Source organism: Rhizobium sp. 268 (assembly GCF_036571585.1).
Taxonomy (GTDB): Bacteria; Pseudomonadota; Alphaproteobacteria; order Rhizobiales; family Rhizobiaceae; genus Rhizobium; species Rhizobium redzepovicii.
The window spans coordinates 370,590-385,670 of record NZ_JAPPSO010000005.1 but is presented as its reverse complement, the minus strand read 5'-3'; the positions used below and the strand labels follow the sequence as shown (position 1 = coordinate 385,670).

General features: G+C 62.4%; 14 protein-coding genes. 6 read left to right on the top strand and 8 right to left on the bottom strand.

Annotated features, from left to right (window positions below; all coding sequences use genetic code 11):
* Positions 1-23: 23 nt before the first annotated feature.
* Together OS035_RS12745 and OS035_RS12740 are read left to right on the top strand one after the other, a co-directional pair.
* Positions 24-302, top strand: coding sequence for a hypothetical protein (locus tag OS035_RS12745; RefSeq protein ID WP_183778318.1), 279 nt, complete (start codon positions 24-26; stop codon positions 300-302).
* Between the two features lie 89 nt (positions 303-391).
* The gene (locus OS035_RS12740; RefSeq protein ID WP_183778090.1) at positions 392-823 is read left to right on the top strand and encodes a DUF1810 domain-containing protein; all 432 of its coding nucleotides are present in this window, start codon (positions 392-394) and stop codon (positions 821-823) included.
* A gap of 102 nt (positions 824-925) precedes the next feature.
* On the opposite strand, the gene OS035_RS12735 is transcribed toward OS035_RS12740, so the two are convergent.
* A complete protein-coding gene (locus OS035_RS12735) occupies positions 926-1,123 on the bottom strand; it encodes a hypothetical protein (RefSeq protein ID WP_097628970.1) in 198 nt (65 codons plus the stop codon).
* 71 nt (positions 1,124-1,194) lie between these two features.
* Positions 1,195-1,818 carry a TetR/AcrR family transcriptional regulator gene (locus tag OS035_RS12730; protein WP_183778088.1) on the bottom strand — a complete coding sequence of 208 codons (624 nt, stop codon included), beginning with the start codon at positions 1,816-1,818 and terminating at the stop codon, positions 1,195-1,197.
* A 124-nt stretch (positions 1,819-1,942) separates the two neighbouring features.
* Here OS035_RS12730 and OS035_RS12725 point away from each other — a divergent pair, with 124 nt between their 5' ends.
* On the top strand, positions 1,943-2,158 hold the full coding sequence (locus OS035_RS12725) for a hypothetical protein (protein ID WP_097628968.1): 216 nt from the start codon (positions 1,943-1,945) through the stop codon (positions 2,156-2,158).
* A gap of 55 nt (positions 2,159-2,213) precedes the next feature.
* On the opposite strand, the gene OS035_RS12720 is transcribed toward OS035_RS12725, so the two are convergent.
* Positions 2,214-2,744, bottom strand: a complete 531-nt coding sequence (locus OS035_RS12720) for a winged helix DNA-binding protein (RefSeq protein ID WP_331813774.1) — start codon at positions 2,742-2,744, stop codon at positions 2,214-2,216.
* 85 nt (positions 2,745-2,829) lie between these two features.
* Here OS035_RS12720 and OS035_RS12715 point away from each other — a divergent pair, with 85 nt between their 5' ends.
* Positions 2,830-6,441: a hydantoinase B/oxoprolinase family protein gene (locus OS035_RS12715; protein WP_331813773.1), complete on the top strand. Its 3,612-nt coding sequence runs from the start codon at positions 2,830-2,832 to the stop codon at positions 6,439-6,441.
* A gap of 91 nt (positions 6,442-6,532) precedes the next feature.
* Here the strand turns inward: OS035_RS12715 and OS035_RS12710 are convergent, their stop codons facing one another.
* Positions 6,533-7,390 (bottom strand): SDR family oxidoreductase, encoded by an 858-nt coding sequence (locus OS035_RS12710; RefSeq protein ID WP_097629066.1) that lies wholly within the window; start codon positions 7,388-7,390, stop codon positions 6,533-6,535.
* 205 nt (positions 7,391-7,595) lie between these two features.
* Here OS035_RS12710 and OS035_RS12705 point away from each other — a divergent pair, with 205 nt between their 5' ends.
* A complete protein-coding gene (locus tag OS035_RS12705) occupies positions 7,596-8,435 on the top strand; it encodes an IclR family transcriptional regulator (protein WP_131710852.1) in 840 nt (279 codons plus the stop codon).
* Between the two features lie 38 nt (positions 8,436-8,473).
* Here the strand turns inward: OS035_RS12705 and OS035_RS12700 are convergent, their stop codons facing one another.
* Together OS035_RS12700 and OS035_RS12695 are read right to left on the bottom strand one after the other, a co-directional pair.
* Positions 8,474-9,688 (bottom strand): amidohydrolase/deacetylase family metallohydrolase, encoded by a 1,215-nt coding sequence (locus OS035_RS12700; protein WP_183778082.1) that lies wholly within the window; start codon positions 9,686-9,688, stop codon positions 8,474-8,476.
* A gap of 165 nt (positions 9,689-9,853) precedes the next feature.
* Positions 9,854-10,723, bottom strand: coding sequence for a sigma-70 family RNA polymerase sigma factor (locus OS035_RS12695; protein WP_183778080.1), 870 nt, complete (start codon positions 10,721-10,723; stop codon positions 9,854-9,856).
* A 127-nt stretch (positions 10,724-10,850) separates the two neighbouring features.
* On the opposite strand from OS035_RS12695, the gene OS035_RS12690 reads away from it, so the two are divergent.
* The gene (locus tag OS035_RS12690; RefSeq protein WP_037074429.1) at positions 10,851-11,309 is read left to right on the top strand and encodes a carboxymuconolactone decarboxylase family protein; all 459 of its coding nucleotides are present in this window, start codon (positions 10,851-10,853) and stop codon (positions 11,307-11,309) included.
* A gap of 48 nt (positions 11,310-11,357) precedes the next feature.
* Here the strand turns inward: OS035_RS12690 and rhaI are convergent, their stop codons facing one another.
* Positions 11,358-12,650, bottom strand: coding sequence for an L-rhamnose catabolism isomerase (rhaI, locus tag OS035_RS12685; RefSeq protein WP_183778078.1), 1,293 nt, complete (start codon positions 12,648-12,650; stop codon positions 11,358-11,360).
* A gap of 213 nt (positions 12,651-12,863) precedes the next feature.
* A complete protein-coding gene (locus OS035_RS12680) occupies positions 12,864-14,960 on the bottom strand; it encodes a bifunctional rhamnulose-1-phosphate aldolase/short-chain dehydrogenase (protein ID WP_183854567.1) in 2,097 nt (698 codons plus the stop codon).
* Positions 14,961-15,081 lie beyond the last annotated feature (121 nt).

The following is a 15,081-nucleotide window of genomic DNA, read 5'->3' as shown; positions in this document are numbered from 1 at the left end:
AAACTTTGACCCATCGCCAGGATATGGTGACCCTCCATGTGAAAGAGGACGAAACCACCGGCTTGGGGGAGCGCGACTATGTGGAACATGTCAGCGCCCAGAAACTTTCGGGCTTCGAGCGCATTGTCGTCGTCGCCGCGCTGGCTCTCTTGAGCTTTGTCGGTTTCGCCGCATATTCTTCCAATGAGACGGACCCGGTGACGACATCGGCCATCGCTGCCCCCGCCGGCGACAGCGCGCCGCACCATCAGCCTTACGGCCATTGCCGTGAGAGCAGCCCATACGCTGAAAGGGTCTGCTGAAGGCGAGCTCGGCTCGCGCGGGTAAATCACCTCGCCGGGCATGGAGACCTTGGCCCAGGCTGCATAATGCAGGAAAAGGGAAAAGGACCATGGCCGGTGATATCGATTACAATCTCGACCGTTTCGTCGACGCTCAGAACGGCGTCTACGAAAAAGCGCTCTCGGAGCTGAAAGCCGGGCGCAAGACTTCCCATTGGATGTGGTTCATCTTCCCGCAGATATCAGGTCTCGGCACCTCGCCAATGGCGGAAAAATACGCGATCCGCTCGGCTGAGGAAGCCACCGCCTATCTCGCCGATCCCATTCTCTCCAGCCGGCTGCTGCGCTGCGTCGAGGCGATCCTGTCGGTGGAGGGCCGATCGGCGCATGAGATCCTCGGTTCGCCCGATGACCTGAAGCTGCGCTCGTCAATGACCTTGTTTGCCGCAATCAGCGACCATGGCTCGCCCTTTCACCGCGTGATCGAGCGTTTCTATCAAGGGAAATTCGACGACCGGACGATGGATATCCTCCGGACTTAGAATAGGTGATTTGGGTCCGGTCGGCCTAATGTCGCCCGAGACTGCTCACAGCTTTCCGCACTCTCTAATTTAGAACAGGATTCAGGCAGGCCGGGCTTGAAATCATCCTGTTCTGGCGGCCCGGCCTGATTCCAGCTCGTCAATTTCGTCGGAAATTTCGCTCAGCCGCTGACGCAGGTCGCTGTCGGTGCCGTCATCGACCTCTTCCTCGCCGAAACAATAGCGCGCATCGTGAAGCTCCAGCTTGGCTTCGAGTTCGGCGCGTTTGGCATACAGCCGCTTGAGATAGACGTAGTTCATCTCCCGGTCTCCACTTGTCCTCCGGTGAGGGAAAAACGGTATGGAAGCGGTAAGGTTCCCGAAAAACCGGTTCAGGCGAAAGAGGCGATCGCCGCATTGCAGGCCTTGGCGAAATGACCGCAGCAGCTGCCAGCACCCATCGCCTGGCGGCTGACGCGAGCACCTTCGAGCAGCAGCGTCAGCGTATCGGCAAGAAGCTCCGGCTCGCGCGCATTGGCCGCCGAACAGAGCGCGGCCAGACGATCACGCTGTTCTGCCTTGTGGCGCTCGATCATCTCGTGGGCGGGATGGCCCTCGCCCTTCAGTTCGATGGCGGCATTGGCGAGATCGCAGCCGGCGGGCTCGCCGTTCAGACATTGCGCCCGCATCTCCACCCAAGCGTAGAGCTGGGCGCGCGGATTGCCGGGATAGGCCGCCTCCAGCTCCCGCCAGATCGCACCCGCCTTTTCCGACGCGCGGCGCAGCGTCTCGCAGACAAGCTCGTCCTTCGAGCCGAAATGCCGGTAGAGCGTCATCTTGTTGGTCAGAGCCGCGTCGGCGATGGCATCGACGCCGATGCCGCGGATGCCGCGCTCGCGGAAAAGCTCCGAGGCGGTCGAGACGATACGTTCCCGCGGCGGGATGCGATCTTCTGGAACGGCTGCGGAGATTTCATTCGAAGTTTCTGATTTTTTTGCGGACGTAGTCCTTGACATCGATGTGACCGATCGGTAACAAATGCATTGTTACTTACCGGTAACACCACGAAACGCGAAAGTCAATGAGAACACGGCAGCGCAAAGTGGAACACGGGCGACCGCCCACGAAAGGAGGACAACCATGAGAAAGACCAGAGACGACCTGACGATATCCGAAGCCCTTCGCGACCCCCTGATCGCCATGGTGTTGCGCGCCGACGGCGTGAAGCTTGAAGATTTCAAGCAACTCCTTGAGACGGCCGCCGGCAAACGCGAACCGCGCTCGACGCCGGTCGGCAACATCATTGGAGCGATCGCAAGCCGCACCAATCTGCCGGCGATGCCCTGCTTCGGCTGAACACGCCGCCTGAAAATTTCGGGGGATCTCTCCCTGCCCCCGTCAAGGGCTGTCGTCAGAAAGAGGCGGCGGCCCTTGCTGCTTGATCATAGTGGCCGGAAAGCGCCCTGAGCGTCGCCGCCACCGCCGATGCCGCTGCGGCATCGAGCCCCAACCCCTTGACCGATTCCACCAGCAGCGCTTCGCGCACCGCCCGATATTTCAGGCAGATTTCCAAGCCCTTTTCGGTGGCGGCGATCAGCTTCTCCTTGCCCGCCCGCGTGCTTTTCACGAGGCCGCGCCTTTCCAGCTTCTTGATCGCATAAATCACCAGATGAGTATCCTCGACGCCGAGCACGCTGCACAGATCGCCGAGCCGTTTCGGCCGCTGCCGGTGCGCCACCGAATGCAGCACCAGAACGTCGATCGGGGCGCATCCAGGCTCGCCAGCCGCCGTCATGCAGCGTACCATCCAGCGGTCGAAGGCATTGCCGGCGAGGATAAGGCCGAACTCCAGCTCCGAAAGAGCCGGAAGCGCGCCATCGGCCAGATGTGCGGAGGAGACGATCGGCCCGATTTCCGCTTGTCTTCCACACCCATCTGTCATGTCCACCCTCCATGATCCGAGAGGAAACGTTGACATTTTATCGATAAATCGTCAATAAATTTTCAGTTCAACAGGAGGCCGGACGATGGGCGGACAGTGGGATTTCTGGATCGATCGCGGCGGCACCTTCACCGATATCGTCGCACGCCGTCCCGACGGTGCGCTGATCGCCCACAAGCTGCTTTCGGAAAATCCGGAAGCCTATCGCGACCCGGCCGTGCACGGCATTCGCGAACTGCTCGGGCTCAAAGCCGGTGATCCTGTCCCTTCCGAGCGCATCGGCGCGGTGAAGATGGGAACGACGGTCGCCACCAATGCGCTCTTGGAACGCAAGGGGGATCCGACCCTCCTGGTGACGACCAAAGGTTTCCGCGATGCGCTGGAGATCGGCTACCAGGCCCGCGCCGATATCTTCGCCAAGAAGATCGTCAAGCCGGAACTGCTCTATGCCGGCGTCATCGAGGCCGACGAGCGCGTGCTGGCGGACGGCACGGTGGAACGCCCGCTCGACGAGGGCAGGCTGCGGCAGGCGCTCGAAGCCGCCTATGCCGAGGGCCTGCGCGCCGTCGCCATCGTCTTCGTGCACGCCTACCGCTATCCCGAGCATGAGCAACGGGCCGCCGCCATCGCGCGCGCGATCGGCTTCACACAAATCTCGCCCTCGCACGTCGTTTCCCCGCTGATCAAGCTCGTCGGCCGCGGCGACACTGCCGTCGTCGACGCCTATCTGTCCCCGGTTCTCCGGCGCTATGTCGATCAGGTCGCCACCGAACTCGGCGCCGTCGAGGGGCAAGGCCCGAAGCTGATGTTCATGCAGTCCTCCGGCGGGCTGACCGACGCGCATCTGTTCCAGGGCAAGGATGCGATCCTCTCAGGCCCCGCCGGCGGCGTGGTCGGCGCGGTCGAGGTGTCGCGCATTGCCGGCTTCGGCCAGATGATCGGCTTCGACATGGGCGGCACCTCGACGGATGTGTCGCATTACGACGGTGAACTGGAGCGCGCCTTCGAGACCGAAGTCGCCGGCGTGCGCATGCGCGCGCCGATGATGAAGATCCACACGGTGGCCGCCGGCGGCGGTTCGATCCTGAGCTTTGACGGTTCGCGCTTCCGCGTCGGCCCTGAATCAGCCGGCGCCACGCCCGGCCCGAAATCCTATCGCCGCGGCGGCCCACTCACCGTCACCGACGCCAACATCATGACCGGCAAGCTCCTCCCGGAATTCTTCCCGGCGATCTTCGGCCCGAGACAGGACCAGCCGCTCGATGCCGGGGCGGTGCACGCCGCCTTTGCCGAGATGGCAAAGACGATCGGCGGCGGTCGGACGGCTGAGGACGCCGCCGACGGTTTCCTCGCCATCGCTGTCGAGAACATGGCCAATGCCATCAAAAAGATCTCGGTCCAGCGCGGTTATGACGTTTCGGGCTATGCGCTCACCTGTTTCGGCGGCGCCGGCGGCCAGCATGCCTGCCTCGTCGCCGATAGCCTCGGCATGAAAAGAGTGCTGATCCACCCCTTCTCCGGCATCCTTTCGGCCTATGGCATGGGCCTCGCCGATATCCGCGCCACCCGCCAGCGCGCGGTGCTGACCGAACTTGCTACGGCGTTGGTGACGATCGGCGAGATCAGGGCCGGGTTGGAGGCGGAGGTGCGCGAGGAGTTGACGCTGCAAGGCGTCGAGGCCGCCGACATGGAGGTCGTCACCCGGCTGCACCTGCAATATAAGGGCACCGACACCGCCCTGCCCGTCGCCTTCGGGCCACAGGAGGAGATGGTGCAGGCCTTTGCCATCGCCCATAAGAAACAGTTCGGCTTCATCTTCGAAGACCGGCCCACTGTCGTCGATTCCATCGAAGTCGAGGGCATCGGCGGCGGCGCCGATATCGAGGAAGCTTATAGGGAGGCGAAAGTCTTCGAGCCGGAAGCGCTGCGCACGACCCGCTTCTATTCCGGCGGAACATGGCAGGACGCCGGAATTTTCAAGCGCGACGCGCTGAAGCCCGGCGCCATCCTCAGAGGGCCTGCCCTTATCATCGAAGCACATCAGACGATCGTCGTCGAAGCCGGCTGGCAGGCGCGGCTCACCGGCCACGATCATATCGTCCTCACCCGCGAGATCCCGCTTGCCCGCCATGCCGCGATCGGCACCAATGCCGATCCGGTCATGCTCGAAGTCTTCAACAATCTGTTCATGGCGATCGCCGAGCAGATGGGCGTGACGCTGCAGAACACCGCGCATTCGGTCAATATCAAGGAGCGGCTCGATTTCTCCTGCGCCGTCTTCGACCGCACCGGCGCACTCGTCGCCAATGCGCCGCATATGCCGGTGCATCTCGGCTCGATGGATCGTTCGGTCGAAACCATCATCCGCCTCAACGAAGGCCGCATCCATCCGGGCGACGTCTTCGCGCTCAACGCGCCTTATAATGGCGGCACGCATCTGCCCGACATCACCGTCGTCACCCCTGTTTTCGACGATGCCGGAGAGGTGATCCTGTTTCACGTCGCCTCGCGTGGCCATCATGCCGATATCGGCGGCAAGGCGCCGGGTTCGATGACGCCGCGAGCGACGAAGGTCGACGAGGAAGGCGTGCTGATCGACAATTTCCTGCTGGTCAACAAAGGCCGTTTCCGCGAAGCGGACTTCGCGGCGATGCTGACCGACCATCCCTATCCCGCCCGCAATCCGGCTCAGAACCTTGCCGACGTCAAGGCGCAGATCGCTGCCAACGAAAAGGGCGTGCAGGAGTTGCGCAAGATGGTTTCCCATTTCGGGCTCGACGTCGTCGAAGCCTATATGGGCCATGTGCAGGACAATGCCGAAGAAAGCGTCCGCCGGGTGATCGCCCGCCTCAGTGACAGCGAATTCACCTATCCCACCGATCAGGGCGCCGTCATCAAGGTGAAGATCACCGTCGACAGGCAGGCACGTGAGGCGATGGTCGATTTCACCGGCACGAGCGCGCAACAGCCGACCAATTTCAATGCGCCGGAACCGGTGACGCGCGCCGCCGTGCTCTATGTCTTCCGCGTCATGGTCGAGCAACCGATCCCGATGAATGCCGGCTGCCTTCGGCCGATCCGGATCATCGTGCCGGACGGGTCGATGATTCGCCCAGCCTATCCGGCCGCCGTCGTCGCCGGCAATGTCGAGACCAGCCAGCATGTGACGAATGCGCTGTTCGGAGCGCTCGGAACGCTCGCGGCAGCCCAGGGCTCGATGAACAACCTGACCTTCGGCAACGCCGCCTATCAATATTACGAGACGATATGCGCCGGCGGCCCCGCCGGCCTGCTCAACGACGGCACCGGCTTCAGCGGCGCCGACGGCGTGCACGCGCATATGACCAATTCGCGGCTGACCGATCCCGAAGTGCTAGAATTCCGCTTTCCCGTCGTGCTCGAAGATTTCCACATCCGCCGCGGTTCTGGCGGCAAGGGACAGTATAGTTCCGGCGGCGGCACCGAGCGCACCATCCGCTTCCTGGAGATGATGGATTGCAGCATTCTCTCCTCGCATCGCACGATCCGGCCTTTCGGCCTTTTCGGCGGAGAAGACGGGCAGCTGGGAAAAACCGAGATCCGCCGCGCGAACGGCACCGTCGAAAGACTTGACGGCTGCGACCAGGCAATGCTCGCCGCCGGCGACGCCGTGATTGTCACGACGCCGACCGGCGGTGGCTACGGCAAGCCGGACTGAAACGCGTCACGTCAAACTTTGATCGACCCGCTTCAGCTCCTTGTTTCACGCATGTCTTTAACCCGGAACCGCCAATCCCAGGCGACTTGCGTCAAAGGATCGGCTTGCCGCCAGTGACCGCGATTGTCGTGCCGGAGACATAGCTCGACAAGGGATCGGCCAGCATCACATAGGCTGTAGCCAGCTCCGCCGGCTGGCCGGGCCGTTTCATCGGCACCTGCTTGCCGAAATTGCTGACGCTTTCCTCGGGCAGCGTTGAGGGAATGAGTGGCGTCCAGATCGGCCCCGGCGCCACGGCATTGGCGCGGATGCCCTTCTCGGCCAGAAGCTGGGCAAGGCCGGCGGTGAAATTCTGGATCGCGCCCTTGGTCGTCGCATAGGCAAGCAGTGTCGGGTTCGGACTGTCGGAGTTGATCGAGGCGGTGTTGATGATTGAGCTGCCGGGCTTCATATGGGGAACGGCCGCCTTGGTCAGATAGAACATCGCATGGATATTGACCTTGAAGGTCAGTTCCCACTCCTCGTCGCTGATTTCGTCGATGCTCTTGAAGCTCGCCTGATGGGCCGCATTGTTGACGAGAATGTCGATACCGCCGAGCTCCTTGACCGCCGTCTCGACGATCTGCCGGCACAGAGCCGGATCCTGGATATCGCCGCTGACCAGCACGGCCTTGCGACCGGCCTCCTCGACCAGCCGCTTCGTCTCGTCGGCATCCTCATCCTCGTCGAGATAGGAAATTACGATATCGGCGCCTTCCCTGGCATAGGCGATCGCCACCGCCCGGCCGATGCCGCTATCGCCGCCGGTGATGATCGCCCGCTTGCCCTTCAGCCGCTCGGAACCGCGATAGCTTTTTTCGCCATGGTCGGGAACCGGGTCCATCTGTGCGGTAAAACCAGGCATCGGTTGTTTCTGGGACGGGAACGGCGGTGTCGGATAATTCGTCATCATGACCTCCTGGGTTCAGGATCAAACTCAGGCTGCGGTTTGTTGTTCCAAGTTTTTGATGGAGTTCTTTCCGAGCGGGCACACCGTACAGAGAATGATCTTGCTGCCACATTCCTCCGCACGATCAACCTACAAAATGTTGCGATTTGCCACAGCGACCGCTATGCCATAGTAATGTAACATGATCGCAGTTTTAACGAGGTGCATGGAATTGGACGGAAAAACATCACCCGCAGTTTACGCCGAAGACGAGGGCCATTCCGAGGAAGCCGCCGGCAAGGGCGCGCGGCGCGCGCGCGTCAGCGGTATCGACCGGGCGCTTCAGGTGATCGATCATCTCTATGAGACGGGATCGCCTGCCGGTGTCTATGCCATCGCCAAGGCCGTGAAGGCGCCGCTGTCGACCGTCTACGTCATCGTCGACGATCTGGTCGAGAAGAACATGCTGACACGCCAGGCTGATGGTTCCATCTGGCTCGGCGCACGGCTTTATCACTACGGGCTCGCCTATGCCCGGTCGCTGGATTTCATGAGCATCGCCACCCACGAAATGCACGATCTCTGCCGCCAGGCCGGCGAAACCGTGCAGGTCTGCGGCCGCGACGGTGATTATATGCTGGTGCTTGCCATGGCCGATGGCCCGAGCCACTTCCAGGTGGCGTCGCGCGTCGGCACAAGGGTGCCGCTGAACTGGACGGCGTCGGGCCGCCTGCTTGTCGGCCATCTGCCGGAAGAGGAGCGCATCGAGCTGTTCAAGCGCTGCGCCCGCTCGTCTCCGACCGGCCGCGCCGAGATCGATCCAAGCACGCTGTCGGAAGCCGCCGCCAAGGCCTTTGAGGCGCGCCTGTCGATCCAGGCGGGGGAATCGGATTATGCGGTTGCCTGCATCGCCTCGCCGATCTGCGACCGCGATGGCCACTGCGTCGCCACCATTTCCATCGTGCTGCCGGAGCAGAAAGCCTTCTCCGACGAGAACCACTATACCGCGCATGTACGCAATTCGGCGGAGCGGATCGAAAAGCTGATGGGCTGGCGCAACCGCTAAGGCTTTCCTCGGTCGCCGAACCAAGCCGACGGCCGGTCCTAACGGTAGGAATAACCGTGGCTGTGGCGCACCAGCTTGCGCGCCCGCGGCACGTAGCGGCTGGCTGCAACGGCATCGGCGCCCATCACCGCGTAACGCGGCTCGAACAGCTTGCTGAGGACCGAAACGTCGCCGTTGGAATCCGTCGCCTCGAGTTCGCAATCGACAAGGTCGAAAATGGTGAATTCGGCTTGCGCGCCGACCAAAAGCCGGTTCTCCATCGACAGCTTGATGACCGAGGCCGGTGCATGGGTGACGGCCTCGACCACCTTGTCGAAGGGCATGCCGACGCTGAGCAGCTTCGACATCGTCGTCGCCAGGTCCCAGACCGGAAAATTCATCGAATGGCCGTGCAGGTCGGTCGAGATCGAGAACGGCAGCAGCCCGCGCGCGATCGCCGCTTCCGCCACCTTGAAGGAGAAGGAGGCGCCGCCGTGGCCGATGTCGAGGCGAATGCCCTCGGAGGCGCAGCGCTCGGCGAGATTGAAAAGATCCTCGTCCTCCATGATGCTCGAACCCGCCTTGCCGTTGAAGCAGTGGGTGACGACATCGCCGGGACCGAGGATCTCCAGCACTTCGTCATAGAGCGCCGGCGGTTCGCCGACATGCACCATCATCGGCACTTTCAGAATCTTGGCGATCTTCTTGCCGAGCTTGACAGGGGTGACACCCCAGGAGCCGGTGATGACATGGCTGGCGCGCACCTTGATGCCGACGATGTGCTCGCTGTTTTCGGCGTAGACTTCAAGGATCCGGTCGAGATCGATATCTCTTATATCCCTGAGCTCGGCGACGCGATTGCAGGCGACAAGGCCGATCGAGCCGAGGTTCAGGAAGGCCTTGATGCGCTCGCGCGAGGGCTCGATGATATATTCGCGGAAGCCATGGAAATTCGCCTCACCAGCCGAACCGGCATCGACCAGCGTCGTGACGCCGCGCTCGAGACCGCATTCGGAGGGACGAATGGAAATGTCGGTGCCCCCATGCCAGATATGCACATGCAGGTCGATCCAGCCCGGCGAGACGAAGGCGCCCTTGCCGTCGATGCGGGTCACATCCTCAGAAACGGCGAGCGCCGGACCGATCTTTGCGATTTTGCCGTCGCGATCGACGAGAATGTCGAGCGCCCCTTCCGCAGTCCCCGCACCGAAAGCCATCGGTTTCACATTGGTGAGAAGGAGCGGCTTTTTCGCCTGGTCGCCGGACTTGCTCATATCGCGTCATTCCACAGTTATGTTATATAAATCTTTATAATAGAATAAAGCTGGAGGTGCGCCTGTCAAGCAAAATGACGCGACGAGGACGGCCGCGAAAAATGCTGGCGAAGGCGCGCCAATCTGAAATCCACCTACTGAAGGAGCACCGGATCGCCGTCTGTTTCAGCTGGAAAGCACGGAATAGTTGACGTGTTCGAGATAATCCGGATCTGCGAAGGCGTCGATTACCGTCACCCTCCCGTCGGCGATGGTCAGCGTCACGACGACGCGCAGTTCGTCCTTGATGCGGACGATGAATCCGACTTCGCCGTCGACGAGCGCGGCTTCCGCCGCCTGTGCCCGGCCCTTGAACAGCTCTGCGACCTCGGACGCGCCGCGCCTTCCGCCAAATGGACCGAATCGCGCTGCCGTCGCATCCGGCCGGAAGACGACATCGGGGGCAAGCACGGCAAGCAACGCCTCGAGATCACCGTTGCGCGATGCCGTCAGGAAGGCTTCCGCGATCGTCCGCTTGTGGCCGAGATCGACATCGGGCGCCTCTTCCGTGCCCTGCACTCGGCGGCGGGCGCGGCTTGCGAGCTGCCGGGCGGCGGCGGACGTGCGGCCGATGATCGGCGCGATCTCGTCAAAAGGCAGATCGAACATGTCATGCAGCACGAAGGCGACACGCTCGGCCGGCGCCAGCGTCTGCAGCACGACGAGCAAGGCCACGCCGACCGATTCGGCGAAGGCCGCATCGCGCTCCGGATCGTTTGCCGGATCGGCGATCGCGGCATGAACCGGCATCTCCAGCGGCTCCTCCCGCCGGGTCTTGCGCGCACGCAGCATGTCGAGACAGATGCGCGCCACAACTGTCGTCAACCAGCCGCCGAGATTGCCGACGTCGGTCGTATCCGCGCGGTTGAGCCGCAGCCAGGCCTCCTGGACGGCGTCTTCAGCCTCGCTGCGCGAGCCGAGCATGCGATAGGCCGCCGCCCGCAGATGCGCCCGGTTCGCCTCGAATTGATCGGCCAGCCATTTTTTCTCGTTCATCCGTCACATTCCTTCGCTGCGTTCCGTCAAGCCCATGACGAATGAAACCCGGCCGGTGTGACAGCGCCGGCGGATCGTCGAAGAGCAAAATGCATCAAGGAGACATATCATGCAGGAAAAATTGGTCATGCAGGAGAGAATGGGAAATCCCGCCCTGGTGCTTCCCGCCGCCATGCAGGCGCTGACGGCGCTTGCGAAGGTGCCGGCCGAGGCTGGCCTTTCGCCGAAGCTGCTGGAACTCGTCAATCTGCGCGCCAGCCAGATCAACGGCTGCAGCGTCTGCATCGACGGTCATCCGCGCATCGCCAAGAAGCTCGGCGAGACCGATGAAAGGCTTTTTGCCGTCAGCGCCTGGCGCGACACGCCCTATTTCAGCGGTGCCGAGCGGGCAGCCCTTGCGCTGACCGAGGCCGTGACCCGCACCAGCGACCGTTCCGACCCCGTGCCCGACGAGATCTGGGACGAGGCGACCCGGCACTATGACGGCAAGAGCCTCGCGGCCCTCGTCATCGCCATCGCCAATATCAATGTCTGGAATCGGCTGAACATCGCCACACGGCAGATCGCCGGCGCCTGGAAGCCGTAGATGCGGTTGCCGGCAGCGAATCACCCCTACGCTGCCGGCGACTGAAGTTCAGATGATACCGCCGCCGCCAGCAACCGAAGCCGGGCGCTCGGCCGCAACCTTCTTGCGGTAGCCGCTGGCGCGATAGGCCGCGATCGGGTCGATCGCGCCGCCGGACCTGCGCCGGGCTTCGGCGAGGATCGGCTCGACATCGGCGCGATAGGCGCGCTTCAGCGTTTCCGACGCCATCAACGCGTCATTGTCGTCCTGATAGCCGGACAGCGCCTTGCGGTCGACGAGCAGCGCCTGCGCGTAGGCGCGGCGGATTTCGTTGGCGCTGTTGATCAGGCTCTCAATCGGGTCGGTGACATTATGCGACTGGTCGATCATATGGGCCGGGTTGAAGTCGTTGACCCCACGCTGCTCGGCATCGACCAACTCGTTGAAGACGAGAAACAGCCGATAGGGATCGATCGCGCCGGCATCGAGATCGTCGTCGCCATATTTCGAATCGTTGAAGTGGAAGCCGCCGAGCTTGCCGAACTGGATCAGCCGGGCGACGATCATCTCGATATTGGTGTTCGGCGCATGATGGCCGAGATCGACGAGGCAATGAGCCTTGGGACCGAGCGTCTGGGCGATCAGATAGTTGGTGCCCCAATCCTGCACGATCGTCGAATAGAAGGCCGGCTCGTACATCTTGTGCTCGGTGAACAGCTTCCAATCGTCGGGCAGCGCCTGGTAAATGTCAGCCATCGAGGCGAGGTAACGCTCGAACGCCTTGGTGAAATTGCTCTGGCCGGGGAAGTTCGAGCCGTCGCCGATCCAGACGGTCAGCGCCTTCGACCCGAGTGCCTTGCCGATCTCGATGCATTCGAGATTGTGCTCGACCGCCTGTGCCCGCGTCGCCGCGTCGGTGTGGCTGAGCGAGCCGTATTTGTAGGAATGGGCTTGTACCGGCCCATCAGAGAAAGTGTTCGAATTCATCGCATCGAAACCGAGGCCGAGCGCATCGCCCCTGGCCCTCAATTCCTTGGCATCCGCCTTGTCCCAGGGAATATGCAATGAGACATTCGGTGTCGCCTGCGTCAACTGATTGATGACGGCGCAATCGTCGAGCTTGTCGAAGATGCCGCGCGGCTCGCCCGTGCCGGGAAAGCGGGCAAAACGCGTGCCGCCGGTGCCGACACCCCAAGAGGGAACGGCGACGAAAAATTCCGCGACCTTGCGGGTGATTGCCTCGATATCGACGCCGCGGCGGTCAAGGTTCGCACCCAGCGCCTCGTAATCGGCTTTCAGTGCGGTCGCCCGCTTGTCGTTATCCGTCGCGATGAGATCCTGCGCGATCCTGAACTCGGCCATTCTTTCCTCCCACTGATGCAATTTCTACATTGGGACCGCCGTTGGGCCGCCCCTCATCCGCCTGCCCGCACCTTCTCCCCGTTCAGACGGGGAGAAGGGGGTGTGGCGCATCGTCTCCGTCCCACTCCAACATTTCGTTGGGCAAGTCCCTCTCCCCGTCACGACGGGGAGAGGGTTAGGGTGAGGGGCAGACGCATCCGCCGCCGATCAAAATTACCGCGTAAAGCTCTGCACGTTGCCGGCATCGACGTTGATGATATTGCCGGTCGATTTTGCCGAAAGGTCCGATGCCAGGAAATAGATCGCCTCGGCGATATCCTCCGGAAACACGTTGAGTTTCAGCATCGAACGCTTGCGGTAATGTTCCTCGAGATCATCCACCTCGATCTTCGAGGAGGCGGCGCGCTGCTCGCGCCATTCGCCGCTCCAGATCTTCGAACCGCGCAGCACCGCATCCGGGTTGACCGTGTTGACGCGGATGCCGGCATCGGCACCTTCCAGCGCCAGGCAGCGGGCGAGATGGATCTCGGCGGCCTTTGCGGTGCAATAGGCAGCGGCATTCGGCGAAGCGGCGAGACCGTTTTTCGAGGCGACGAAGACGATGTTGCCGCCGAGCGCCTGACGGCGGAACAGGCGGAAGGCTTCGCGCGAAACCAGGAAATAGCCGGTCGCCAGAATATCGATATTGCGGTTCCACGTCGCAAGCTCGGTGGCTTCGATCGGCGCGGAGGAGGCAATGCCAGCATTCGAGACGAGGATATCGATGCCGCCGAATTCGACCGAGGCTTCCGCAAAGGAGGCGATCACCGCATCTTCCTTGGTGACGTCAAGCCGGACGCTGCGCACCGCGTCGGCGCCAAACTTCTTGACGAAATCGGCCTCGGTGCCCTCAAGCGCCGCCTGGTCGATATCGGCAAGCACCACGCAGGCGCCCTCGCCGACGAGGCGCGCAGCGGTCGCCCGGCCGATGCCGCCGGCGCCGCCGGTGACGAAGGCCACTCGGCCGGCGAGGCTCTTCGGCTTCGGCATGCGCTGCAGCTTGGCCTCTTCGAGAAGCCAGTATTCGATATCGAAGGCTTCCTGCTCCGGCAGGCCCTGATATTCCGAGACCGTCGAAGCGCCGCGCATGACGTTGATGGCGTTGACATAGAATTCGCTGGCGATGCGCGCCGTCGCCTTGTCGCGGGCGAAGGACAGCATGCCGACGCCGGGAACGAGGAAGATGACCGGATTGGCGTCGCGCATGGCGGGCGAATTGTCATGCTTGCAGTCGTTGTAATAGCGGGCGTAATCGGCGCGGTAATCCTCCAGCGCCTGGTCGAGGCCGGCAACGATCGCGTCGACATCCGGCTTGGCGGGATCGAAATCGACGATCAGCGGTCGGATCTTGGTGCGCAGGAAATGATCGGGGCAGCTGGTGCCGAGCGCGCCGAGCGGGCGCAAATCCTTCGAATTGACGAATTCGAGCACGGCGTCCTGATCGTCGAAATGACCGAGCTTGCGCTCCTGCTTGCCGATGCGGCCGCGAATCTCAGGCATCAGCCGGGCAGCGATGGCGCGGCGTTCGGCAACCGGCAGACTCTCAGCGACGGCACCGCCGAAAATCGTCTTGCCTTCAGTCTTTTCGGCAAACCAGACGATCGCCTTGTTGATGATATCGAGCGTCAGCTCGTAGCAGGCCTTGGCATCATCAGCCCAGGTAAAGAGGCCGTGGCTTTCGAGCACGACGCCCTTGGCATTCGGGTTCGCCTTGACGAAGGCTTCGAGATCGAGGCCGAGCTGGAAGCCCGGACGGCGCCAGGGCAGCCAGCCAATCTCGGCGCCGAAGATCTGCTGCGTCAGCTCTTTGGAATTCTTCGATGCGGCAATGGCGATGATGGCGTCGGGATGCATGTGATCAACATGGGTGAACGGCACGAAGCCGTGCAGCGGCGTGTCGATCGAAGCGGCGCGGGCATTGAGGTTGAAGGTACAATGCGGCAGGAAGCCGACCATGCGGTCCTCGTCTTCGACGCCCTTATAGATTGATTTCAGCGCTTCCAGCTTGTCCTGGTAGAGTGTGGCAAAGCCGTCGAGCTTGATGGTGCCGACATCGCCGCCGGAGCCCTTGACCCAGAGCACCTTGACCGTGCCGCTGGTCAGCGGATCGGTCTCCATCACCTTCGCCGAGGTGTTGCCGCCGCCGTAATTGGTGATGCGCTTGTCGGCGCCGAGCAGGTTGGAGCGATAGAGCAGCTTGCCGGGCTCATCGAGGCCTGCCGCATATGCATCATCCCACCGGTTATCCAGAAGCCGGACGTTCGCCGCCATATCATCCTCCCATATAGGCTTGTCAGGGGCCGCGATCAGCGCGCCCTTTCGCTCACGGTATCGCGCATCAAAAGTGTGCTTGTCAATCGAAAACGATCATATTCGATTATGCTGCATCGCA